Here is a 21795-nt window from a genome sequence, read left to right on the forward strand (position 1 = left end):
CCGCCCCCCCCCCGCCGCCCCCCCCCCCCCCCCCCCCGCCCCGGGGGGCCGGCCGGGGCGCCCCCCCCCCCCCCGCCCCCCCCGCGCCCCCCCCCCCCCCCCCCCCCCCCCCCCCCCCCCCCGGGGGGGGGGGGGGGGGCGGGCCCCCCCCCCCCCCCACCCCCCACAACCCCTGGGGTTGCTTGATCGACGTCAGGCCTTTTCCTGGGCCTGACTCCTCAACGCTCGCTTCGGCAGGATCCTCGCTTGACATGCGCGGTCGTCCGCGCCCGGCGCGGGTGAAGCCATCCTCGCTTCGCTGCGGTGACTCCACCCGCGCCGTGCTCGACGAACACGACGCTGCGGTCCTACCTACGCTCGCTTGATCGTCGTCAGGCCTTCGTGAACTCGAGGTCGAGGTTGATCTTGATCTTCTCGCTGATCAGGACGCCGCCACCGTCGAGGGGAGCGTTGAACGTCATGCCGAAGTCGTTGCGGTTGATCTCACCCGACGCCTCGAAACCGGCGCGCGTGGCGCCCCACGGGTCGGTCGCGACACCGTTGAAGTCGTACGAGAACGTGACGGGCTTCGTCACATCCTTGATCGTCAGGTCACCCGTGATCTCGTCGTCCGTGATCTGCGTGGCCTTGAACGTCATCGTCGGGTAGGTCTCGACGTCGAAGAAGTCGCCCGACTTGACGTGCGCATCACGGTCGGCGTTGCCCGTGTCGACCGACGCGGTCTGCACCGTGAACTCGACGCTCGAATCCGAGATCGGGTCGGCGGCGACGACCGTTGCCGAGTAGTCGGTGAACTTGCCGCGCACCTTCGTCACCATGAGGTGACGGGCGACGAACGAGATCTCCGTGTGCGCCGGGTCGATGTTCCAGGTGCCGGCGGGGAGGGTGTTGAGGGAGGCCATGACGAGCCCCTTTCCTTCAGATCGTTGATGGGCGATGCACTCACCGTAGCGGAGTGTTGTTGAATTTTAAACTACATGCCCGGGGGTGCGTATTCCATTCCACACCCCAACAGGGGGTTCGTGTGGAACTGACGCTGAACACCGGGAATACTGGGTCTGTTGAGGAATCGGTTGCAGGAGAGGCGAGTAGCGTGACGCGAGGTGGCGAGACGGCGTGGTTGAGCGAGTCCGAGCAGGCTGCGTGGCGCCACTACCTGCGCGGCGCGCGGGCGCTCGAGACGGCGCTCGATCGTGAACTGCTCGCCCACGGCATGTCGCTGGCCGAGTACGAGATCCTCTCGATGCTCTCCGAATCGGAGGGTCGGCGCCTGCGCATGAGTGCGCTCGCGACCATCGTCGTGCAGTCACGCAGTCGGCTGACGCACACCGCCAACCGCCTCGAACGGCGCGGCTGGGTCGAGCGTCAGCCCTGCCTCGACGACTCGCGCGGCGTCGAACTCGTCCTCACCGAGGACGGGCTGCAGGCCCTGCACGAGGCAGCCAAGGTGCACGTCGCGAGTGTGCGCGCCTTCATGGTCGACGTGATGCCCGCGCGTCAGTTCGCGAGCCTCGGGGATGCCATGCGCCGCGTCGGCGAGGCCGTCGAGGCCAGCGAGCGCTGACGACCGGAGCACGCCACCACCCCGCGCACGGTGTGTCGAGGCACCACCTGCCACGCCCGGAGCGAGGAGTATGACGGGACGTTCCCTGCGACGGCGCGCACCGGCCGTCCCCGTCGCGGGTGCGACGACGCGACGCTGCTGTGGTAAGCCTCACGGGCCGTGAGGGGGCCGGCGTGGAGGGGGTTGTCAGTGCGCGATGGAACAATGATGCGCATGAGCCAGAACACCTCGACGTCTCAGGCATTGCTCGATCACGCCCGCTCGGTCACCCCAGGCGGCGTCAACTCCCCGGTGCGGGCGTTCCGCGCCGTCGGCGGCACGCCGCGCTTCATCCGTGAGGCGAAGGGGCCGTGGCTGACGGACGTCGACGGCAACCGTTACGTCGACCTCATCTGCTCGTGGGGGCCGATGATCCTCGGCCACGCCGACCCGCGCGTCATGGACGCGGTGCAGCAGGCCGCGTCGCGCGGGTTCAGCTTCGGCACGCCGAGCGAGAACGAGGTGGCGCTCGCCACCGAGATCGTCAGCCGCGTCGAGCCGGTCGAGCAGGTACGCCTCGTCTCCTCCGGCACCGAGGCCACGATGTCGGCCATCCGTCTCGCCCGCGGCGCGACGCAGCGCAGCAAGATCATCAAGTTCGCAGGGTGCTACCACGGCCACGTCGACGCGCTGCTCGCCGCCGCCGGCTCCGGCCTCGCGACGTTCGCCCTGCCCGACTCGGCCGGCGTCCCCGCCTCGAGTGCGGGAGAGACGATCGTGCTGCCGTACAACGACGTCGACGCGCTCGACGCGGCCTTCGCCGAGCACGGTGACGAGGTCGCCGCCGTCATCACCGAGGCCTCGCCGGGCAACATGGGCGTCGTGCCGCCGGCGCCCGGTTTCACGAAGGCGCTGCGCGACATCACCACGAAGCACGGCGCTCTGCTCATCTCCGACGAGGTGATGACGGGCTTCCGCTGCTCCGCGGCCGGCTGGTTCGGTCACGAGGGTCAGCAGGGTGAGACGGCGCCCGATCTGTTCACGTTCGGCAAGGTCATGGGCGGCGGCTTCCCGGCTGCCGCGTTCGGTGGGCGTCGCGACCTCATGGAGCTGCTCGCACCCGACGGCCCCGTCTACCAGGCGGGCACCCTCGCCGGTAACCCGATCGCGACGGCCGCCGGCCTCGCGACGCTGCAGGCCTGCACGCCGGAGGTCTACGCGCACCTCGACCTCGTCGCACACACGATCGCCGATGCGGCCTCGAGCGAGCTGACGAAGGCCGGCGTCCCGCACCAGGTGCAGTGGGCGAGTTCGATGTTCTCGATCTTCTTCACCGACGAGGCCGTGACGAACTACGACGGCGCCAAGAAACAGGACATCCATGCCTTCGCCCGCTTCTTCGACGCGATGCTCGCCCAGGGCGTGCACCTGCCGCCGTCGTCGTTCGAGGCCTGGTTCGTCTCCGCGAGTCACGACGACGAGGCCGTCGCGCACATCGTCGAAGCGCTGCCGACCGCGGCGCGCGCCGCGGCGTCCACAGACTCGGCTGCGACACTGTGAGCATGTCCGAGCACGCCACCTCCGATCCGTCGCGGACGCCGCAGCCGTCGCTCGCTGCCGTCAGCGAGCCGCGGGTGCCCGTCACGACGCTCGTGCACCTCGTGCGCCACGGCGAGGTCCACAACCCCGAGAAGGTGTTGTACGGGCGCCTCGATGGATACCACCTCTCTGAGCTCGGGCACGAGATGGCCGAGTTGACGAGCCAGTGGTTGGCGCCACGCGACGTCACGCACCTCGTCAGCTCGCCGCTCGAGCGAGCGCAGGAGACGATGGCGCCGATCGCCGACAAGCTCGGTCTGCCCGTCACGCTCGACGAGCGTGTCATCGAGGCAGGCAACGACTTCGAGGGCATGACGGTGGGCTCGAACCCCAAGCAGCTCATGCAGCCGCGCTTCTGGCCGAAGCTCACCAACCCGTTCCGCCCCAGCTGGGGCGAGCCGTACGACGAGATCGCCGCGCGCATGGATGCGGCGATCCGTGATGCTCGTGATGCGGCATCCGGGCACGAGGCCGTCATCGTCAGCCACCAGCTGCCGGTGTGGACGGCGCGTCGTTTCGCCGAGGGCAAGCGCCTGTGGCACGACCCGCGCTCGCGCGAGTGCACGCTCGCGTCGGTGACGACGATCGAGTTCATCGACGATGAGATCACCGACGTGCGCTACACCGAACCCGCCGGCCGGTTGCTCGCCGCCTCGACGAATGCGGTGGGAGCATGAGCAGCAGCATCACCCGGCGCGCCGCCGCCGTCATCGCTGCCGGTGCTCTGACGTTCGGTGCGACGGCGTGCGGTGACGGCAAGAACGACGAGATCAGCAAGCAGGCGCAGGACCAGAAGGGCTACGTCGGCGGCGACGGAACCGTCGAGGAGCTTCCCGCAGCCAAGCGCGACAAGCCCGTCACGTTGAGTGGCAAACTGCTCGACGGCACCGACTGGAACGTGGAGCAGGCTCGCGGCAAGGTTGTCGTGCTCAACGTCTGGGGCGCCTGGTGCGGCCCGTGCGGGGCCGAGATGCCGCACCTGCAGAAGGCGTGGCAGTCGTACGAGAAGGCGGGCAAGAACGTCGTGTTCATGGGCATCGACCAGCGTGACTCGAACGCCGTCGCCAGTTCGACCCTGAAGAAGTGGGGCGTCACGTACCCGTCCCTGGCCAATGACGACGGCGCCAACCTGCAGGGCCTTCAGCGCAAGGTCTCCGCGACCCCGACGACGCTCGTGCTCGACGCGCAGGGCCGCATCGCCGCGCGCGTCAGTGGGGCGACGACGGAGACGACGGTGCGCAACATGGTCGACAAGGTGCTGGCGGAGAAGGCTTGATCGCGTTGCTCGCGGCGAGCGACTCGCCGAGACAGATCGTCGCGGACGGCGCGTTGCCGCTCGCGATGTTCTTCGCTGCCCTCGCGGGGCTCGTCTCGTTCGCCTCGCCGTGCGTGCTGCCACTCGTACCAGGCTTCCTCGCCTACGTGACCGGCCTGACCGACGAGAAGCGTCGCACCCGCATCATCCTCGGCGCGTGCCTGTTCGTCCTCGGCTTCTCCGTCGTGTTCGTCGGCCTGCAGGCCGCGCTGTCGTTCTTCGTCGACACCGTCGGCGCCCACGACACGCTGCTGCTGCGCGTCGGCGGGGTGTTAGTCATCGTCATGGGCCTGCTGTTCCTCGGCGTGCTCGGCCAGCGCGGATTCACCGTGCGCTGGCGCCCGGCCGCGGGGCTGCTCGGCGCTCCGCTGCTCGGCGCCGTGTTCGCGCTCGGCATGTCGCCGTGCGTCGGGCCGGTCTACGGCGCGATCCTCGCGGCCAACACCGCACTCGGATCGAGCGGCGTCAACGGGCGCGGGTTGCTGCTCACCGCCTGCTACAGCCTGGGCATCGGCATCCCCTTCATTCTCATCGCGGCCGGCTGGAGCCGCGCCGAGCGCGCCTCGAAGTGGTTGCGCGCGCGGCATCGTCCGATCCAGCTCGTCGGCGGCGGCCTCATGATCGCCATCGGCGTGCTCATGGTGACGGGTCTGTGGAACTCGCTCATCGCCGACATCCAGACCCATCTCGTCAATCAGTTCGAACCGGTGATCTAGTGGCCAAGACGTCAGACAACCCCGAACCCGGCGCGTTCCGCGTCGACGACGCTGCTCACGGCGAGGCATCCATGGGCGGTGCGGCGCGCGACGACGTGCCCCGTGACGATGCGGCCGACGCAGACTCGACGAAGACGTCCTCGCGGGACGATCGGGCGACGGTGACGCAGCCGCGTCTCGGGTTCCTCGGCGGCCTGCGCTGGTTCTGGCGGCAGTTGACGAGCATGCGCACGGCGCTGTTCCTGTTGCTGCTCGTCGCGGTCGGGGCCGTGCCGGGCTCGATCTTCCCGCAGCACTCGATCGACGAGCAGCGTGTCACGCAGTACCGCCTCGATCATCCGGATCTGGCGCCGTGGCTCGACCGGCTCGGCATGTTCAACGTCTACAGCTCGCCGTGGTTCGCCGCCATCTACCTTCTGCTGACTGTGTCGCTCGTCGGCTGCATCATCCCGCGCGTCCGGGTGCACTACAAGGCGATGCGGCAGGGCCCGCCCGCGATGCCCCGCCGCCTCTCACGCCTTCCCGCGCACCGCGAGGTGACGCTCGAGGCGACCCCCGAGCAGGTCATCGCCGCGACGCGTACCGTCCTGCGGCGCAAGCGGTTCGCGCTGCGCAAGGGCACGGGCGAGTTCGAGGTCGCCTCCGAGGGCGGCATGCTGCGCGAGACGGGCAACCTGCTGTTCCACCTCAGCCTCATCGGCATCATCGTCTCGGTCGCGGCCGGGCACGTCTGGGGCTGGCGCGGTGACGTCATCGTCCCCGAGGGCAGCGGTTTCGCCTCGACGCCGTCGCGCTACGACACCCTGAAGCTCGGGCCGTGGGTCGATGCGGAGCAGGACATCCCCGACTGGGCGCTCAAGATGAACACGCTCAAGGTGATGTTCGAGAGCAACGTCGACCCGACGAGCAGCCAGTGGGGTCAACCGCGCGACTTCACCGCCGACGTCGACTACCGGGAGTCGGCGAACAGCGCGTGGAAGAAGGACACGATCAAGGTCAACCACCCGCTGAAGGTGGGAGGCGGCGAGGTGTACCTGCTCGGCAACGGCTACGCCCCGAAGATCACGTTCAAGGACGCGAAGGGCAACGTCCTGTATGACGAATCCACGCCGTTCCTGTCGATCGACAACAAGTACAAGTCGACCGGCGCATTCAAGATCTCGGGCGCCTCACCGAAGCAGATCGGCCTCACCGGCTTCTTCCTGCCGACGGCCTACCTCGACCCGAACCTGGGCCCGAGCTCGGCCTTCCCCGACGCCAAGGCGCCGGCGCTGTACCTCACGGCGTTCACGGGCGACCTGTACCCGAACGGTCGCCCGCAGTCGGTGTTCAGCCTCGACACCGGCACGATGACGCAGCTCAAGGACGAGAAGGGCCAGCCGGTGCGTCTGCAGCTCGCCCTCGGCCAGACGGTGCAGCTGCCGAACAACCTCGGCTCCGTGACGTTCGACGCGGCGCCACGGTGGGCGGGGCTGTCGATCCGTCACGACCCCGGCAAGGGGCCGGCCCTGCTGTTCAGCGTCCTCGCACTCGCCGGCCTCGTGCTTTCGCTGACGATCCGTCGTCGGCGCGTGTTCGTCCGCGTCCGTCCCGCTACGGATGGTGACACCGACGCGCGTACAGTGGTTGAGATCGGTGGGCTCGCCAAGGGTGAGGATCCTCGTCTCGCGCTGGCGGTCGACGACATCCTCGAACGCATCAGCCGCGCGGCGGCCCCCACCACGAAGACGACAGGTAAGGCATGATGTCCGCTTTCGCATTCATCGACGAGGCGCACAGCACCCTCGCGCAGAACTCCACGCGCGCCGTGTATGCGGCCGCGCTCGTCCTCACCCTCGCGATGCTCTCGTTCTGCGTCGACCTCGCCCAGGCCCCCGGCCGTCAGGCGCGGGCCGGACGTCGAGGCGCGGCCGATGAGGCTGCCGTCGAGGCCGGCGCGGAGAGCGCGGTGGAGGCCGACGCCGTGAGCGCCGAGGCCACGAGCGCCGTCGCGGCAGCGACGTCGACGGCTGGCGTCGGCGGTGCGACGGCGGTGCTCGAACGCACCCGCGAAAGTCGTGACCTCGACGGCGACGGCACCCCCGACGTCCCGGCCGACGGTCACAAGCGTCAGTGGGCCGGCACCGGCATGGCGCTGACGTGGCTTGGTGCCGCGTTCCTCACCGCAGGCATCGTCATGCGATCGCTCGCCGTGCACCGCCCGCCGCTGGGCAACATGTACGAGTTCGACCTCGCCGGCACCGCGTTCCTGCTCGTGTGCTTCCTGCTGTGGAGCCTGCGAAAGGACGTGCGCTGGCTCGGCGCGTTCGTCACGCTGCCCGCGACGCTGTTCCTCATCCTCGCGGCGAAGGTGTACTACACCGAGGCGAGCAAGCTCATGCCGTCGCTGCAGTCGTACTGGTTGTCGATCCACGTGACGGTCGCGACGCTGTCCGTCGGCCTGTTCACGATCGGCTTCGTCATCACAGCGCTGTACCTCGCCCAGAAGACGCGCGAGGAGAGGGGCAAGAGCGGCGGTTTCCTGCGCTCGCTGCCCGATTCGGAGACCCTCGACCGCCTCGCCTACGGCGTGCACATCATCGCGTTCCCGCTGTGGATGTTCACCGTCCTGTGCGGCGCCATCTGGGCGCAGGAGGCCTGGGGTCACTACTGGAACTGGGACCCGAAGGAAGTGTGGTCGCTCGTCATCTTCATCGTCTACGCGGCCTACCTGCACAGCCGCGTGACGGTCGGGTGGAGCGGACGCAAGGCCGCCGCCGTCGTCCTCGTCGGCTTCGCGTGCATCCTCATCAACTACGGCGTCGTCAACGTGTTCTTCGTCGGCCAGCACTCCTACTCGGGGCTGTGATCGGCTGATGGCACCTGTCGCTCGTTACACCGTTCTGCGCATCCTCGTCTTCTTCGGCTGCGTGTGCCTGGGCTACCTGTGCGGGCTGCGCAGTTTCCTGCTGCTCATCGTCGCGGCGCTCGCGTCGACGGCGATCAGCTTCTTCGCGCTCAACCGCTTCCGTCAGGAGACGGTCGACGTCGTCGAAGATCGCGTCGAGAAGCGTCGTGCCCGTGCGCAGCAGATGCGTGAGGCCGAGGACGTCGAAGAGGACTGATCGACGCTCGATCCGCACCGGGCCCCTGACGGGCCGGGCGTGCTGGTCGCGGACGAATGATGACGAAGGCCGGCCGTCCCCGAGGGGGCGGCCGGCCTTCGCGTGTGTTTGAAGTCTTTGTCGTCGTTGCTGCTGTCGTCGTCGGATTGGCAGCGGATGACGGCGTGGTGGGCGCTGCAGCCGTCAGGGCCGTCAGTGCATGAGGTGCGCGGCGTAGAGGCCGCCGCCGAGGAGCAGGCCGTAGAGCAGCTGGTAACGGCCGGTGCCGGCGAGGGCCGGCACGAGGTCGCGGCCCGTGGCGCCGCGCATGACGCGCAGCACCGGCGGGATCGCGGCGATGAGGGCGACGAAGCCCGCCGCAGCGGCGACGTGGAACAGCGTGCACACCGCGACGGCGGCGACGGACACGGCGATGAGCAGGACGTAGAACGTGCGGGTGGCCTTGTCGCCGAGCCGCACGGCGAGGGTGTGCTTGCCGGCTTCGACGTCCGTCGGGATGTCGCGCAGGTTGTTCGTCACGAGGATCGCGCAGGCGATCGCGCCCACGCCGATGCTGCCCGCCCACGCGGACGGCGACAGCGTGTGGGCCTGCGTGTACGTCGTGCCGAGTACCGCGACGAGGCCGAAGAAGACGAAGACGAAGACCTCACCGAGCCCCATGTAGCCGTAAGGGCGCTTGCCGCCGGTGTAGAACCACGCCGCGAGGATGGCGGCGGCGCCGACGAGCAGCAGCCACGGCGTGTTCGACAGCGTGATGAGCGCGAGGCCGACGAACGCGGCGACGAAGAAGCACCCGAACGCGGCGAGCTTGACGTTGCCCGGGTTCGCAAGGCCTTGACCGACCAGGCGCACCGGGCCGACGCGGTCCTCGTCGGTGCCGCGGATGCCGTCGGAGTAGTCGTTGGCGTAGTTGACGCCGATCTGGAGGAACAGCGCGACGATGAGCGCGAGCAGCGCATAGCCGGGGTTGGCCTTCTCCATCGCGTAGGCCGCGCCCGTTCCGACGAGGACGGGGGCGATGGCGGCGGGCAGCGTGCGGGGGCGCGCGCCCTCGACCCATTGGTTCAGGGTGGCCATGTGCGGGATGTTCTCCAGGTCGTGTGGGCCGGGGCTCCGGCGATCTAGCGGGGGTCTCGTAGATTGTGCCACTCGGGCGAGCAGGCGATGAGCGCGCGATCGGGCTTGCCGACGCCCGTCAGCGGGATCGTCTCGAGCACGCGAGCCATGGCCGGGACGGCGTACGGCGGCAACGCCTTTCGGCACTCACCCATGAGACGCGCGAGGACGTCATCGGTTGCCTCGCGACGTTCGGTCGTGACGACAGCCACAGCGACGCACTGCCCCCAGCGCTCGTGCGGGCGGGCGACGACGACGGCGTCACGGATGCCGTCGACACCGCGGACGACGTCCTCGACGACGCGCGGACTCACCTTGTACCCGCCGGTGTTGATGACGTCGTCGATGCGCCCCTCGATGTGCAACGCGCCGTCGAAGCGTCCGAGGTCGTCGGTGAAGAACAGCGTCGCCTCGCCGGGTGTCGCCTCGCTGCGTCGGCGCTCTGACAGGCCCGTGGGGGCAGATTCGCGGGACGCGTCGCCGTCGGGTGCGGAGTCGACGGGCGATGAGTCGATCGTGGGCCTGGCGAGAGTGCGTGCGGCGACGAACGTCGCGGCCGATCGTTCGGCGTCACCGAGGTAGCCACTCGCCAGCGTCGGGCCGGACAGGGCGATGCGACCGAGGCCTTCGTCGTCAGCGTCGAGGACGTGGACGCCGACGCCCGCGAGGGGGACGCCGTCGTAGACGCAGCCGCCGGCCGTCTCGCTCGAGCCGTACGTCGTCACGATGGCGAGCCCGGCGTCGCGGGCGCGCGACTGCAGGTCGGGGGGCGTCGCGGCGCCCCCGACGAGGATGCTGCGGTAGCGCCGTGCCGCCTCGAGAGCGCGCACGCCGACGGGGTCGTCGCGCTCGGCGGCGTCGAGGACGTCACGCAGCTGCGTCGGGACGAGGCTCGTGTGGATGGGGGAGAAGGGCGGCGCGTTGCGGGCGACGAGCGTCGTGGCCCTGGTGAACCGCTCGAGCGACCAGGCGTCCATGACGATCGGTGTCGTGCCCGCGATGAGTGAACGCACGATGACCTGCGTGCCCGCGATGTGATGCGGCGGCAGCGGAAGCAACCACGTACCCGCGCCGATGCGCTCGTGGGTCGCGGTGGCGCTCGCGATGAGCGCGTCCTTCGTCAGCATCGCGCGCTTCGGGGTGCCGGTGGATCCGCTCGTCGAGACGACGAGCGCGAGGCGTTCGGGCGCGTCGGTGGGGTGACGCGGGACGTCTGGGGCCGGAGTGCCCGCCTCGTAGGGCGCGAGGGCCGGGCCGGTTCCGGCGAGCGCGGCATCGAGGGCCTCGTAGTAGGGCGTGATGTCGGCGCGGTCGACGGCGAACGGCACCAGCTCAGGCATGACGTGCACTATACGACGCGCCCGGCAGAGCCAGGTGAGGTGCCTCGCGCCGGCGGACGTCAGGTGCGGGGTGCGGCCAGGACGGGCAGGATGGGGTCATGACTGAGCGCAAGGTGGCAGTGGTGACGGGTGCGAGCAGCGGGATCGGGCGGGCATCGGCTCGCGCTCTCGCGGCGAGGGGGTACGACGTGGTGTGCGCGGCGCGCCGACTCGACCGGGTGGAGGAGCTCGCCCGGGAGATCGACGGGCGCGCCGTCCAGTGCGACGTGACGAACGTCGACGACGTGAAGAACCTCGCCGCTCAGGCCGGCTCGCGCGTCGACGTGCTCGTCGCGAACGCCGGTGGCGCGTTCGGTGCCGAGCCCGTCGCGACCGCGAACCTCGACGACTGGCGCCGCATGTACGACGTCAACGTCATCGGAACCGCGGCGACGATCCAGGCGTTCCTGCCGGCGCTCGAGGCGGCACACGGCGTCATCATCACGATCGGGTCGACGGCCGGCATCGTCAGCTACGAGGGCGGCGCCGGGTACTGCGGTTCGAAGCACGCCGTGCGCGCGCTCATGGGGGCGTTGCGCCTGGAGCTGTTCGACAAGCCGGTGCGCGTCTGCGAGATCGACCCCGGCATGGTGAAGAGTGACGAGTTCGCGCTCGTCCGCTTCGGCGGTGATGCCGACAAGGCCGCGGCCGTGTACCAGGGCGTCGAGGCGCCGCTGACGCAGGACGACATTGCCGACGCCGTCGCCTACATCGCCGAACTGCCGGAGCACGTCAACATCGACCAGATGGTCGTGCGTCCGCGCGCCCAGGCCGCGCAGCACAAGGTGCACCGCACCTCCTGACGCTCTCGCCCGCCGGTCCACAGATGGGGCACGGTGGGTCGAGCGCGGCGCGTGCGGGACGAGCGGTCGGGGCTGGGGATGAGCGGTCGGGGCTGGGTGACGACGCTGCCAGGGCCCCGTCTGCATGCCACCGGTTCACGGGCTGAGCCCGTCTGGCGACGCGTTGCGGCGCGGCCGTATCGTGGCGCCCGTCAGCAGTGGTGACCGCGGCGCGGTCACTGTCGTGAGAACCCGGGTTTGCGGCGGCCCACAGATGTTCAGGAGCTTCGGTGGCCCCGTCACGGTTTTCCTCATCCAGCGTCATGTCCTCCTCGACGGCCCCGGCCGTCCTCATGGTCATCGGCTCGTGCACATCCCTGCAGTTCGGCGCGAGCCTCGCGACGCAGCTCTTCGGCCCGCTCGGAGCGACGGGCGTGACGACGCTGCGGCTCGGTCTCGCCGCCGTCATGCTGGCGCTGGTGACGCGCCCGAGGGTGCGCACCTGGACGCGTTCGCAGTGGACGGCTGTCGCCGCGTTCGGCCTCGCTCTCGCAGGTATGAACGGGATGTTCTACGAGGCGATCGCGCGCATTCCTCTCGGCCCGGCGGTCGCCATCGAGTTCCTCGGCCCGCTCGGGCTGGCCGCGATCCTGTCGCGCAAGCTCAAGGACTTCGCCTGGATCGTGCTGGCGCTCGTCGGGGTCATGATCCTCGGTTTCGATGACGCAGGTGGTTCGCTCGACCTCGTCGGCGTCGCGTTCGTCCTCGGCGCGGGGTTCTTCTGGGCGCTGTACATCCTCGCGAGTGAACGCGTCGGGGGAGCGGTCGACGGCGCGGGTGGCCTCGCGATGGCGCTTGTCGTCGGCACCATCGCACTCGTCCCGTTCGGCGCACAGGGTGCCTGGACAGGGCTGACGGACGTCCATTACCTCGCGCTCGCCATCGGCACCGCGTTCCTCGCCTCCGTCGTCCCGTATGCGCTCGAGCTGTCTGCGCTGCGACGGCTGCCGAAGGCCGTGTTCGGGGTGCTGCTCGCCCTCGAACCCGTCATCGCGGCGCTCGCGGGTTGGCTGCTGCTCGATCAGGGCTTCGGTGCGACGCGCGCGCTTGCAGTGCTCCTCGTCGTCATCGCCGGCGCGGGGTCGGCCATCACGGCGTCACGGCGTGACGCGACGGCCGGCGTCGCCGCCGAACATGCTCCTGACGAGCTCGCCGCGTCCATCCACGGAGGGTGACGACGCCCGCGACGGTCGGTGCCGGCGGGCATGCTCCTGCCGAGTTCGCCGCCGTCCATGACGACCGGCACTCTGCCACGGCCAGTAGCGAATGTGGACGAAATTCACGGAGGGGGACGAAAATCGCAGGGGTGCACGGGGCCTGCGGGACCGCCACCGTCGCCCTTCGAGTGGCGCGATGGGGTCGTCACCGCCGCGTCCTAGACTGACGGCATGAGTGAGACCACCCCTGACGAAGCCGTCCGGCAGCCCGAGAACCCCTTCGACCCGAGCGCGTGGACCGCCGTCGAGGGGTTCGAGGATCTCACCGACATCACGTACCACCGCAGTCGCGAACTCGGTTGTGTGCGTGTGGCGTTCGATCGTCCCGAGGTGCTCAACGCCTTTCGTCCGCACACCGTCGACGAGTTGTATCGCGTGCTCGATCACGCGCGCCGCACGCCGGACGTCGGCGTCGTCCTGCTCACCGGCAACGGCCCCGGGCCCGAGGGCACCGGCAGCGCCGGCAAGTGGGCGTTCTGCTCGGGCGGCGACCAGCGCATCCGTGGCCGCTCCGGCTACCAGTACGCGGCCGATCCAACGGGTGACGACTCCGCGAGCGGCGTCGACGAACTGCGTGTCAAGGCCGAAGGTGGGCGTCTGCACATCCTCGAGGTGCAACGGCTCATCCGCACCATGCCGAAGATCGTCATCTGCCTCGTGCCCGGCTGGGCCGCCGGTGGCGGGCACAGCCTCCACGTCGTGTGCGACATGACGATGGCCTCCCGCGAGCACGCGCGGTTCAAGCAGACCGACGCCGACGTCGGCTCGTTCGACGCAGGCTACGGCTCGGCGTACCTCGCGAAGATGGTCGGGCAGAAGTTCGCGCGCGAGATCTTCTTCCTCGGCCGCACCTACACCGCCGACGACATGCACCGGATGGGTGCGGTCAACTTCGTCTGCCCGCACGCCGAGCTCGAGAGCGAGGCCCTGCAGGTGGCGCGGGAGATCATGGCGAAGTCGCCGCAGGCACAGCGCATGCTGAAGTTCGCGTTCAACCTCACCGACGACGGCCTCATGGGCCAGCAGGTGTTCGCCGGTGAGGCCACGCGCCTCGCCTACATGACGGACGAGGCCGTCGAGGGCCGCGATCAGTTCCTCGAGAAGCGCGACCCCGACTGGTCGGGTTTCCCCTGGTACTTCTGAGAACCGCCAGGGCCGCCCGCGCCGCCTCCTGCTGAGGCCGGGGGCCGCCCTCTGCGCGCAAATGCACCCGGGTGCATTTGCGGGCAAGGTGAGGGCGCGGTCTTCGCGCATGGCGGGCCGGGCGTTCCACACGTGATCTGCGATGAGCGCGCACCCGCGGGGGTGCGCGCTCATCGCTTTGGTCCATGGTCCACAGAGGCAGAGGCAGAGGCAGAGGCAGAGGCCAGCCCCGTTCGCGGCATTCGAACTTTACCAACCGAAAGGTAAAGTAAAGCCCATGAGGCAGAGTTCACGTGAGGTCATCCTCGACGCGGCGCTCGCGCTGATGCGGCGTCAGGAGCCGGTGTCGCTCGACACGGTCGCGCACGCGGCCGGGCTGACGAAGCCGGGGCTGATGTACCACTTCAAGACGAAGGAAGCGCTCATGCTCGCGGTCGTCGATCGGGTGGCTGACGACCAGAAGCGCCAACTGGAGAAGCTCCTGGCGGACGTCGACCCCGTGTCGCCGTGGCCGCGGCTGACGGCGTACGTCCGATGGATGCTCGCGGGCGAGGTCGACGAAGCAGACCTCGCGATGATGGCCGATCCGCGCCTGCGCGAGGTCCTCACGCGCCGCTGGGAAGAGCACTTCGAGCCCTGGGTGGCGCTGCCCGAAGGTCTCGACCCGCAGACGCGGGCACGCCTCGAGGGTGCCCGCTTCATGGCTGAGGGGGTGTGGTTCACCGACGCCAGTGGCGCCCTACCCCTCGACGACGACGGCCGCTCCGGCGTGCAGGCACTCGCTGAACAGCTCCTCGCCCCTCAGACGCAGGGCGAGCGACACGCAGCGTCTTCGCACCAGGGGCATGCTGACGACGTCCGGCATGGGCGCCACATCGGAGATCGGCGCCGTCGACGATGACGCCCCTCACCACACGTCGCCACACGAACCCGACACGAAGCCCGGCAAGAAGATCAAGAACGTGAAGGAGGAGAAGGCGTGAAGAACTACCTGATGCTCGGATGCGCGGTCGTGTGCGAGGTCATCGGCTCGTCAGCGCTGAAGCGCGCGGAGCAGGAAGCCGCGTGGTTTCTGCTCACGCTCATCGCCGACCTCGTCGCCTTCGTCCTGTTGGCGTTGTTGTTGCGCCGGGGCATGGCACTCAGCGTCGTCTACGGCATCTGGGGCGCGCTCGGCGTGGCGCTCACGGCATTCGTCGGGACGGTGCTTTTCGGCGAGCCCTTCACGCTGATGATGGGTTGCGGCGTCGCACTCGTCATCGGGGGCGTGATCATGGTCGAGGTCGGCTCCGACTCCCAAGCGCCGGCCGAGGACGGTTCGAGCGCGACGATGAACGAGGTGCGCGCGTGAGCTACATCTTCCTCGTCAGTGCGGTCATCAGCGAGGTGATCGGCACGGCCTTCATGCGCGTCGCAGCGCAGGGGCGGGCCCGGTACTACGCCGTGGTCGGGGTCGCTTACACCCTGGCGCTGTACCTGCTCGTGCGCACTCTGAGTGAAGGCATGGGCATCGGTGTCGCGTACGGCATCTGGGCCGCCGCAGGCGTCGCGCTGACGGCACTCGTCAGCCGGTTCGTGTTCAAGGAGCCCATCACTCGCATGATGTGGTGCGGAATGGCCCTCATCTCAGTCGGCGTCGTGCTCATCGAGGGCGGCGCGCACGCCTGAGGCCCTCGACGTCGTCGCTCTGGAACCGGCGTTGCCGACGATGAACGCACCGGACGATCCGTGATCGTCCGGTGCGTTCGTCATGTTCTGCGGTGCGTCAGGTCTGCGACCATGATCGTGTCGCGCCGAAGACGGTCGAGCCGTCGAGGTCGGCGAGCGACACCCCCGCGAACGTCGTCGCCGCGTCGCTCGTCTGCCAGCGGAAGCGGTACTCGTCCGACATGGCCGCCCCGGCGATGGCCTCGCCCGCGCTCTCGGCGCTCTGGGCGTTGGCGAAGGCGCCCTCGGTGCGCTTCATGTACGCCGCGAGCAGGTCGGCGTACGGCCCCGCGTCCTCGCGCTGGACGTTGTCGACGAAGTTCGTCGCGACGGCAGCGGGTTCGATGACGCTGACCTTGATGTCGAACGCCGCGGCGACCGTCGACAGCGACTGCATGAAGCCCTCGACGGCGAACTTGGCTCCGCAGTAGGCGTCGGCGAACGGCTGACCGACGGCGCCGCCGACCGACGTCACCGTCAGGATCGTGCCGGACGTGGCCTTGCGCATGTGCGGCAGTGCGGCTTGCGTCAGTGCGACGGCCGAGAAGTAGTTCGTCTCCATCTGCTCCTTGATCGTCAGCATGTCGAGCGTCTCCGCCGTACCGACGCACCCGCGCCCCGCGTTGTTGACGAGCACGTCGAGTCGCCCGTACTGCTCGACGACCGCATTGACGAGCTTCTCGCCCGCGCCATGATCGGTGACGTCGAGTTCACGGACGTCGAGCGTGACGCCCGCCTTGGCCGCCGTCTCGTTGAGCTCGCCCGCCTTGTCGAACGAACGAACCGTCGCGACGACCGTGGCGCCCGCCTTGGCGACAGCGATGGCGGCATGCAGCCCCATGCCGCTGGAGGTTCCGGTGATGAGCGCGATCTTCGTCATGACGCCATTGTGTGCCCGCCTCCTGAACACGAGCGAATCGGTCGAGTAGGAGCGGCAGGATGCGCCGATTCGACCCTGCCGCTCGTGTTCGCGGGGGTGCTGCGCGCGAGTCTGGGAAGCGCCGCCCGCGCATGGCCGTCAGATGGCATGAAGGCAGTTCATGTCCCGGGCTGGACGCGCGGGCCTGCACGTGGCGTAAGGGCGGTTCGTGTCCCGGGGCCTGCATCGCGGAAGCTGCTGCGACGATAGGGGGCATGAACGCGCGGCCTCTTGAACTGCCCCTCTCGTCGCTCGATGAGCTGCTCGATGGGTTCGAGGTCGTCTCGATTCCGCTCAACACGCGCTTTCGTGGTGTCGAGCATCGCGAGTGTGCCTATCTTCAGGGGCCTTGTGGTGCAGGAGAATTCGCGCCGTTCCTCGAGTACGGGCCGGCCGAGGCGTCGCGCTGGCTCGCGGCTGCGATCGAGGCGGCGTACCTCGGGTGGCCCGAGCCGGTGCGCGCGACGGTGCCCGTCAACGCGACCGTCCCGGCTGTTCCCGCCGGCGCCGTCGCCGGGGTGCTCGCCCGGTTCGATGGGTGCCGCACCGCGAAGGTCAAGGTGGCCGAGCGGGGCCAGAACCTCGACGACGACGTCGCCCGCGTCGCCGCCGTCCGTGACGGCCTCGGCGCCGACGCGAAGGTGCGTCTCGACGCGAACGGCGGATGGGATGTCGACCAGGCCGTCGCCGCGATCACACGACTGGCTGCGTTCGACCTCGAATACGTCGAGCAGCCCGTCATGCCCGTCGAAGATCTGGCGCGCGTTCGGAAGACGCTCGCGCGCAACGGAATCGACGTTCTCATCGCCGCCGACGAGTCGATCCGCAAGGCCGACGACCCGATGCGCGTCGTCGAGCTCGAGGCCGCTGATTTAGCGATCGTCAAGGTCGCGCCGCTCGGGGGAGTGCGCGCGGCGCTGCGCATCGCAGACGAGACAGGCCTCCCGATGGTCGTCAGTTCGGCGCTCGATTCGAGCCCCGGCATGGCGGCAGGCGTGGCGCTCGCGGCTGCTCTGACCGAGCTCGATCACGCGTGCGGCCTCGGCACGATCAACCTGCTCGACGGCGACGTCATCGCCGACCCCCTCGTCCCTCGTGACGGGACGATCGACGTAGCTCGCGCCGCCGCCGCGCGCCACCTCGACCCGACGTGCGTCGAGCGTCACCGCGCGAGCCCCGAGCGCCAGCAGTGGTGGCGCGAGCGACTGATCGCGAGCTACCAGCACCTGAAGCGCGGCGCCTGACCGACGCTCACCACCTGACCGACGCAGACTGCCTGACCGACGCTCGGCGCGGGTTCGTCATGCCCCGGTCAGAGCTGCGAGCCGGCATGGCGGGGTTTCGGCCCTCAGGGGCACCGCTGGGAGCTGTAATTCCGCATGGTGGGGTTGCAGCTCCTAACCGACAGCCGGCCGGCTCACACGGCCACGCCCCCCACGCAGCCAGCGCCACCCACTCAATCGGCGCCACTCACTCAATCGGCGCCACTCACGCAGGCAGCGCAGCGCGTCATCAGACGAACGGCCGCAACCGCTCGTGCAGCGCGGCGTCGGCCGTCACGAGCAGCGGCTTGGGTGTCAGTTCGTAGCGCGGGTCGTACGGCGAGCCGTCGGCGTAGGCGGAGACGCCTCCCGCCTCGCGGATGAAGAGCGCGCCGGGCGCGTGGTCCCACGGCTTCGTCGTGACGTACAGGATGTAGTCCGCGCCACCCGAGGCGATCTGGGGGTAGTCGACCGCGCAGCACACCCACGACAGCCCGAGCGGCGGCAGCCCGTCGAGTGATTCGCCGATGCGCGTCTGACGTGACGTCACGCCCTTGGGGGCATTGCCGACGACGCGCGGCTCGATGTGCACCCCGTCGAGGAAGGCGCCCTTGCCCTTCTCCGCGACGTACGCGTGCCCGAGCTGCGGTTGCCACATCCAGCTGCGGACGATGTCGCCGCCGCGCATCTCGGCCACCATGACGCCGTGGTTGGGTGAGCCGTGGACGAAGTTCTTCGTGCCGTCGACGGGGTCGACCGTGAACCAGTGGCCGGCGGATTCGATGCGGTCGAGGATGCTCGGGTCGGCTGCGACGGCTTCTTCGCCGACGATCAGCGCGTCAGGGTAGGCCTTCTGCAGTTCGGCGGTGATGAACACCTCCGCCTCGCGGTCGGCGACGGTGACGAGGTCGCCCGGGTTCTTCTCGATCACCTCGTGCGAGGCGAGCGCCTCGAAACGGGGGTTGATGTAGGTCTCGGCGGCTTGCTGGAGCAGGGTCAGAACAGCCTGGGTATCCACGCCCTCATCCTAGGGAGTGACGCGACGTCCGACGAACCGCACGCACGAACGGCGCCGCGGCCTGGGCCGGGCGCCGTTCGTCAGCGTTTCTCGATGCGGCAGCGTTGCTCGCTTCGTCGGCGTGGTCGCGACGAGTTTCAGTTGTCAGGGTTGTGGTCGACGATGTCGCCGGCTTCCTTGGCGAGGGCCTTGGCGCGCTTGCGGTGCTTGACCCACTCGAAGATCATCGGCAGCACGCTGACGAGGACGACGACCATGATGGCGGCGTCGATGTTCTTGCCGAGGCTCGGGAAGGCGCGGCCGAGGAAGAACCCGGCGAACGTCACGACGAGCACCCACAGCACGGCACCGATGGCCGACCAGGTGAAGAAGCGTTTGCGGTCCATGTGGCTCGCGCCCGCGACGACGGTGATGAACGTGCGGACGATGGGCACGAAGCGTCCGATGACGAGGGCCTTGTTGCCGTGCTTGTCGAAGAACGCGTTCGTCTGGTCGAAGTACTTCTTCTTCAGCACCCTGCCGTCGCGTTCGTACAGGGGTGTGCCGACGATCCGCCCGATCTCGTAGCCGACGACGTTGCCCGCGAACGCGGCGACGCACAGAGCCGGCAGCGAGACGTAGAGGGGGATGTCGAAGCCGCTCGTGGCAGACGTCGCGGTGAACATGCCGATCGCGAACAGCAGCGAGTCGCCGGGCAGGATCGGGAACAGGAGCCCGCATTCGATGAAGACGATCGCGAGCGAGATCCAGAAGAACGCGCCGCCGAAGTGGGCGAGCAGGTAGTTCGGATCCATGAACTGAGGGCCGAGGGCATGCATCACGAGGCCGAGCCTACCGGCGGGCGATAAGAAACTGCTGAGACGCGCGGGTGAGGCACGGCGCGTCACGCGGACGATGGTGAACTCGTCGCGCCCGCCTACGCTGACGGCCATGGCAGACGTGGACGGGGCGAAACAGATCGACGACGGCGACGCACAACACCGCCGTGCTGACGCCGGGGGCGCGGACGAGGTCGGCGTCGGACCGTGGCAGGGCGCCTGGCCGAGCACACCCGACGGCTCGCTCGACCCGCGCTACGACCCCGAGCTGCTCGAGCACGGCGACCGCCGCAACGTCGAGGATCGTTTCCGCTACTGGCGGCACGACGCCATAGTCGAAGAGCTCGACACGGCGCGTCATGCGTTTCACGTCGCCGTCGAGAACTGGGAGCACGACTTCAACATCGGCTCCGTCATCCGCACGGCGAACGCGTTCAACGCCAAGGCTTTTCACATCGTCGGACGACGGCGCTGGAACCGTCGCGGCGCGATGGTGACCGACCGCTACCAGCACGAGTTCCACCACCCCACGGTCGACGACCTGCTCGCCTGGGCCGCCACGGCCGGGCCCGTCGACGCCGCCGGCCACCCGATGCGCCTGCCCGTCATCGCCATCGACAACGTGGCGGGCAGCGTTCCGCTCGAGACGTTCGACCTGCCCGAGCACTGCGTCCTGCTCTTCGGCCAGGAGGGCCCGGGTGTGAGCGCTGACGCGCTCGAACGCGCCGACGCCGTCCTCGACATCGCCCAGTTCGGTTCGACGCGCTCGATCAACGCGGGCGCCGCGGCCGCCGTCACGATGCACGCGTGGATCCGACGGCACGTGTTCGGCCAGCGTGTCGACGGCGACGCCCCTGGGAGCGCAATCGGAAGCAACCACGCGGACGCCGGCGACGCCCACCCCCGCGCCTGACGCGGCCGGAACTCGGGCGAAGCAAACTCCCGCCGCCCGCCCCGTTGCGCGACGCCCCGTGCGAGGATGGAGGCAGCGGGCCAGCCGCTCACGAAGTGCGCCCGAAACGCGTCATTGTTGTGCCAACACGAGAGGTGATGACATGCCCATCGCAACCCCCGAGATCTACCGCGAGATGCTCGATCGCGCGAAGAAGGAGGGCTTCGCGTACCCGGCCATCAACGTGTCGTCGTCGCAGACGCTGAACGCCGCCATCCGTGGCTTCGCTGAGGCCGGTTCGGACGGCATCATCCAGGTCTCCACCGGTGGCGCCGAGTACTTCTCGGGCCCGACGCAGAAGAACATGGTCGCGGGCGCGCTCGCCATGGCCGCGTTCGCTCGTGAGGTCGCCAAGCAGTACGACGTCAACATCGCCCTGCACACCGACCACTGCCCGAAGGACAAGCTCGACGGTTTCGTCCGTCCGCTGCTCGAGGCGTCGATCGAGAACGTCAAGAACGGTGGGGAGCCGTTCTTCCAGTCGCACATGTGGGACGGTTCGGCCGTGCCGCTCGAGGAGAACCTCGAGATCGCCCAGGAGCTGCTCGCCAAGTGCAAGGAGGCGAACATCATCCTCGAGATCGAGGTCGGTGTCGTGGGCGGTGAAGAGGACGGCGTCGCCAACGAGATCAACGAGCAGTTGTACTCGACGCCGGAGGACGCCATCGCGACCGCCCAGGCGCTCGGCGCGGGCACGGATGTGTACTACATGACGGCCCTGACGTTCGGCAACGTGCACGGCGTCTACAAGCCGGGCAACGTCAAGCTGCGCCCGTCCGTCCTCAAGGACGCGCAGGACGCTGTCAAGGCGAAGTTCTCCGAGGCGGAGGACAAGCCGTTCCACCTCGTCTTCCACGGCGGTTCGGGCAGCTCGCCCGAGGAGATCGCCGAGGCCGTCTCGTACGGCGTCGTGAAGATGAACGTCGACACCGACACGCAGTACGCGTTCACGCGCCCCGTCGCCGGCTGGATGCTCGGCAACTACGAGGGCGTCCTCAAGATCGACGGTGAGGTCGGCAACAAGAAGCTGTACGACCCGCGTGCCTGGGGCAAGGCCGCCGAGGAGGGCATGGCGAAGCGTGTCGTCCAGGCCTGCAACGAGCTCGGTTCGGCCGGCAAGAGCAAGGCCGCCAAGAAGGCCTGAT

The 21795-nt window shown here is 69.2% G+C and carries 23 protein-coding genes; 17 read left to right on the plus strand and 6 right to left on the minus strand.

Going from position 1 to position 21795, the window contains the following annotated elements; all coding sequences use genetic code 11:
- Positions 1–371: 371 nt before the first annotated feature.
- Entirely contained in the window at positions 372–902 is a 531-nt protein-coding gene (locus ABH936_RS13415; protein ID WP_006943676.1) for a YceI family protein, read from the minus strand.
- 191 nt (positions 903–1093) lie between these two features.
- Here ABH936_RS13415 and ABH936_RS13420 point away from each other — a divergent pair, with 191 nt between their 5' ends.
- From ABH936_RS13420 to ABH936_RS13455, 8 genes are all read left to right on the plus strand, one after another.
- Positions 1094–1564: a MarR family winged helix-turn-helix transcriptional regulator gene (locus ABH936_RS13420; RefSeq protein ID WP_006943685.1), complete on the plus strand. Its 471-nt coding sequence runs from the start codon at positions 1094–1096 to the stop codon at positions 1562–1564.
- Positions 1565–1777: 213 nt separating this feature from the next.
- Positions 1778–3103 (plus strand): glutamate-1-semialdehyde 2,1-aminomutase, encoded by a 1326-nt coding sequence (gene hemL / locus ABH936_RS13425; protein ID WP_131941654.1) that lies wholly within the window; start codon positions 1778–1780, stop codon positions 3101–3103.
- On the plus strand, positions 3100–3819 hold the full coding sequence (locus ABH936_RS13430) for a histidine phosphatase family protein (RefSeq protein ID WP_115296973.1): 720 nt from the start codon (positions 3100–3102) through the stop codon (positions 3817–3819). Before hemL ends, ABH936_RS13430 begins: the two co-directional genes overlap by 4 nt.
- A complete protein-coding gene (locus tag ABH936_RS13435; protein ID WP_006943681.1) occupies positions 3816–4418 on the plus strand; it encodes a TlpA disulfide reductase family protein in 603 nt (200 codons plus the stop codon). Before ABH936_RS13430 ends, ABH936_RS13435 begins: the two co-directional genes overlap by 4 nt.
- Complete coding sequence (locus tag ABH936_RS13440; RefSeq protein WP_404603497.1) at positions 4415–5173, plus strand: cytochrome c biogenesis CcdA family protein; 759 nt, start codon at positions 4415–4417, stop codon at positions 5171–5173. The genes ABH936_RS13435 and ABH936_RS13440 overlap by 4 nt, the downstream gene beginning before the upstream one ends.
- The gene (locus tag ABH936_RS13445) at positions 5173–6918 is read left to right on the plus strand and encodes a cytochrome c biogenesis protein ResB (protein WP_006943686.1); all 1746 of its coding nucleotides are present in this window, start codon (positions 5173–5175) and stop codon (positions 6916–6918) included. The genes ABH936_RS13440 and ABH936_RS13445 overlap by 1 nt, the downstream gene beginning before the upstream one ends.
- On the plus strand, positions 6915–8021 hold the full coding sequence (ccsB, locus tag ABH936_RS13450) for a c-type cytochrome biogenesis protein CcsB (protein WP_404603499.1): 1107 nt from the start codon (positions 6915–6917) through the stop codon (positions 8019–8021). The genes ABH936_RS13445 and ccsB overlap by 4 nt, the downstream gene beginning before the upstream one ends.
- Positions 8022–8028: 7 nt before the next feature.
- Positions 8029–8277, plus strand: coding sequence for a DUF4229 domain-containing protein (locus tag ABH936_RS13455; RefSeq protein ID WP_006943689.1), 249 nt, complete (start codon positions 8029–8031; stop codon positions 8275–8277).
- Positions 8278–8469: 192 nt separating this feature from the next.
- Here the strand turns inward: ABH936_RS13455 and ABH936_RS13460 are convergent, their stop codons facing one another.
- Together ABH936_RS13460 and ABH936_RS13465 are read right to left on the minus strand one after the other, a co-directional pair.
- A complete protein-coding gene (locus ABH936_RS13460) occupies positions 8470–9354 on the minus strand; it encodes a 1,4-dihydroxy-2-naphthoate polyprenyltransferase (protein ID WP_404603501.1) in 885 nt (294 codons plus the stop codon).
- A 44-nt stretch (positions 9355–9398) separates the two neighbouring features.
- Positions 9399–10733 carry an AMP-binding protein gene (locus tag ABH936_RS13465; protein ID WP_404603502.1) on the minus strand — a complete coding sequence of 445 codons (1335 nt, stop codon included), beginning with the start codon at positions 10731–10733 and terminating at the stop codon, positions 9399–9401.
- A gap of 98 nt (positions 10734–10831) precedes the next feature.
- Here ABH936_RS13465 and ABH936_RS13470 point away from each other — a divergent pair, with 98 nt between their 5' ends.
- The 6 genes from ABH936_RS13470 to ABH936_RS13495 all read left to right on the plus strand — a co-directional run bounded on the left by ABH936_RS13470 (position 10832) and on the right by ABH936_RS13495 (position 15642).
- Positions 10832–11575, plus strand: a complete 744-nt coding sequence (locus tag ABH936_RS13470) for an SDR family NAD(P)-dependent oxidoreductase (protein WP_006943688.1) — start codon at positions 10832–10834, stop codon at positions 11573–11575.
- A gap of 302 nt (positions 11576–11877) precedes the next feature.
- Positions 11878–12789 (plus strand): EamA family transporter, encoded by a 912-nt coding sequence (locus ABH936_RS13475; protein WP_404603504.1) that lies wholly within the window; start codon positions 11878–11880, stop codon positions 12787–12789.
- Between the two features lie 213 nt (positions 12790–13002).
- Positions 13003–13974 carry a 1,4-dihydroxy-2-naphthoyl-CoA synthase gene (locus ABH936_RS13480; RefSeq protein ID WP_006943640.1) on the plus strand — a complete coding sequence of 324 codons (972 nt, stop codon included), beginning with the start codon at positions 13003–13005 and terminating at the stop codon, positions 13972–13974.
- 277 nt (positions 13975–14251) lie between these two features.
- Positions 14252–14875 carry a TetR/AcrR family transcriptional regulator gene (locus ABH936_RS13485; protein WP_241724980.1) on the plus strand — a complete coding sequence of 208 codons (624 nt, stop codon included), beginning with the start codon at positions 14252–14254 and terminating at the stop codon, positions 14873–14875.
- A 78-nt stretch (positions 14876–14953) separates the two neighbouring features.
- The gene (locus tag ABH936_RS13490; RefSeq protein WP_404603506.1) at positions 14954–15325 is read left to right on the plus strand and encodes a DMT family transporter; all 372 of its coding nucleotides are present in this window, start codon (positions 14954–14956) and stop codon (positions 15323–15325) included.
- Positions 15322–15642 (plus strand): DMT family transporter, encoded by a 321-nt coding sequence (locus ABH936_RS13495; protein WP_404603507.1) that lies wholly within the window; start codon positions 15322–15324, stop codon positions 15640–15642. Before ABH936_RS13490 ends, ABH936_RS13495 begins: the two co-directional genes overlap by 4 nt.
- A 97-nt stretch (positions 15643–15739) precedes the next feature.
- Here the strand turns inward: ABH936_RS13495 and ABH936_RS13500 are convergent, their stop codons facing one another.
- Positions 15740–16561 (minus strand): SDR family NAD(P)-dependent oxidoreductase, encoded by an 822-nt coding sequence (locus ABH936_RS13500; protein ID WP_404603508.1) that lies wholly within the window; start codon positions 16559–16561, stop codon positions 15740–15742.
- 254 nt (positions 16562–16815) lie between these two features.
- On the opposite strand from ABH936_RS13500, the gene ABH936_RS13505 reads away from it, so the two are divergent.
- Positions 16816–17844 carry an o-succinylbenzoate synthase gene (locus tag ABH936_RS13505; protein ID WP_404603509.1) on the plus strand — a complete coding sequence of 343 codons (1029 nt, stop codon included), beginning with the start codon at positions 16816–16818 and terminating at the stop codon, positions 17842–17844.
- Between the two features lie 268 nt (positions 17845–18112).
- Here ABH936_RS13505 and ABH936_RS13510 read toward each other — a convergent pair whose 3' ends face one another.
- Together ABH936_RS13510 and ABH936_RS13515 are read right to left on the minus strand one after the other, a co-directional pair.
- A complete protein-coding gene (locus tag ABH936_RS13510; protein ID WP_404603510.1) occupies positions 18113–18880 on the minus strand; it encodes an inositol monophosphatase family protein in 768 nt (255 codons plus the stop codon).
- Between the two features lie 137 nt (positions 18881–19017).
- Entirely contained in the window at positions 19018–19698 is a 681-nt protein-coding gene (locus ABH936_RS13515; protein ID WP_404603526.1) for a DedA family protein, read from the minus strand.
- Between the two features lie 112 nt (positions 19699–19810).
- Here ABH936_RS13515 and ABH936_RS13520 point away from each other — a divergent pair, with 112 nt between their 5' ends.
- A complete protein-coding gene (locus tag ABH936_RS13520) occupies positions 19811–20611 on the plus strand; it encodes a TrmH family RNA methyltransferase (protein ID WP_404603511.1) in 801 nt (266 codons plus the stop codon).
- Between the two features lie 142 nt (positions 20612–20753).
- Entirely contained in the window at positions 20754–21794 is a 1041-nt protein-coding gene (fbaA, locus tag ABH936_RS13525; protein WP_062257354.1) for a class II fructose-bisphosphate aldolase, read from the plus strand.
- Position 21795 lies beyond the last annotated feature (1 nt).

This window comes from Dermacoccus sp. GAS27A, from assembly GCF_044909235.1.
Taxonomy (GTDB): Bacteria; Actinomycetota; Actinomycetes; order Actinomycetales; family Dermatophilaceae; genus Dermacoccus; species Dermacoccus nishinomiyaensis.

Excerpts from the sequence above, each read along its gene's own strand:
- ABH936_RS13515 (WP_404603526.1), bottom strand. The coding sequence starts at position 19,698 with ATGCATGCCCTCGGCCCTCAGTTCATGGATCCGAACTACCTGCTCGCC.
- hemL (WP_131941654.1), top strand. The coding sequence starts at position 1,778 with ATGAGCCAGAACACCTCGACGTCTCAGGCATTGCTCGATCACGCCCGC.
- ABH936_RS13455 (WP_006943689.1), top strand. The coding sequence starts at position 8,029 with ATGGCACCTGTCGCTCGTTACACCGTTCTGCGCATCCTCGTCTTCTTC.
- ccsB (WP_404603499.1), top strand. The coding sequence starts at position 6,915 with ATGATGTCCGCTTTCGCATTCATCGACGAGGCGCACAGCACCCTCGCG.
- ABH936_RS13475 (WP_404603504.1), top strand. The coding sequence starts at position 11,878 with ATGTCCTCCTCGACGGCCCCGGCCGTCCTCATGGTCATCGGCTCGTGC.
- ABH936_RS13465 (WP_404603502.1), bottom strand. The coding sequence starts at position 10,733 with ATGCCTGAGCTGGTGCCGTTCGCCGTCGACCGCGCCGACATCACGCCC.
- ABH936_RS13460 (WP_404603501.1), bottom strand. The coding sequence starts at position 9,354 with ATGGCCACCCTGAACCAATGGGTCGAGGGCGCGCGCCCCCGCACGCTG.
- ABH936_RS13415 (WP_006943676.1), bottom strand. The coding sequence starts at position 902 with ATGGCCTCCCTCAACACCCTCCCCGCCGGCACCTGGAACATCGACCCG.
- ABH936_RS13520 (WP_404603511.1), top strand. The coding sequence starts at position 19,811 with ATGGCAGACGTGGACGGGGCGAAACAGATCGACGACGGCGACGCACAA.
- ABH936_RS13480 (WP_006943640.1), top strand. The coding sequence starts at position 13,003 with ATGAGTGAGACCACCCCTGACGAAGCCGTCCGGCAGCCCGAGAACCCC.
- ABH936_RS13505 (WP_404603509.1), top strand. The coding sequence starts at position 16,816 with ATGAACGCGCGGCCTCTTGAACTGCCCCTCTCGTCGCTCGATGAGCTG.
- ABH936_RS13500 (WP_404603508.1), bottom strand. The coding sequence starts at position 16,561 with ATGACGAAGATCGCGCTCATCACCGGAACCTCCAGCGGCATGGGGCTG.
- ABH936_RS13435 (WP_006943681.1), top strand. The coding sequence starts at position 3,816 with ATGAGCAGCAGCATCACCCGGCGCGCCGCCGCCGTCATCGCTGCCGGT.
- ABH936_RS13470 (WP_006943688.1), top strand. The coding sequence starts at position 10,832 with ATGACTGAGCGCAAGGTGGCAGTGGTGACGGGTGCGAGCAGCGGGATC.
- ABH936_RS13485 (WP_241724980.1), top strand. The coding sequence starts at position 14,252 with ATGAGGCAGAGTTCACGTGAGGTCATCCTCGACGCGGCGCTCGCGCTG.
- fbaA (WP_062257354.1), top strand. The coding sequence starts at position 20,754 with ATGCCCATCGCAACCCCCGAGATCTACCGCGAGATGCTCGATCGCGCG.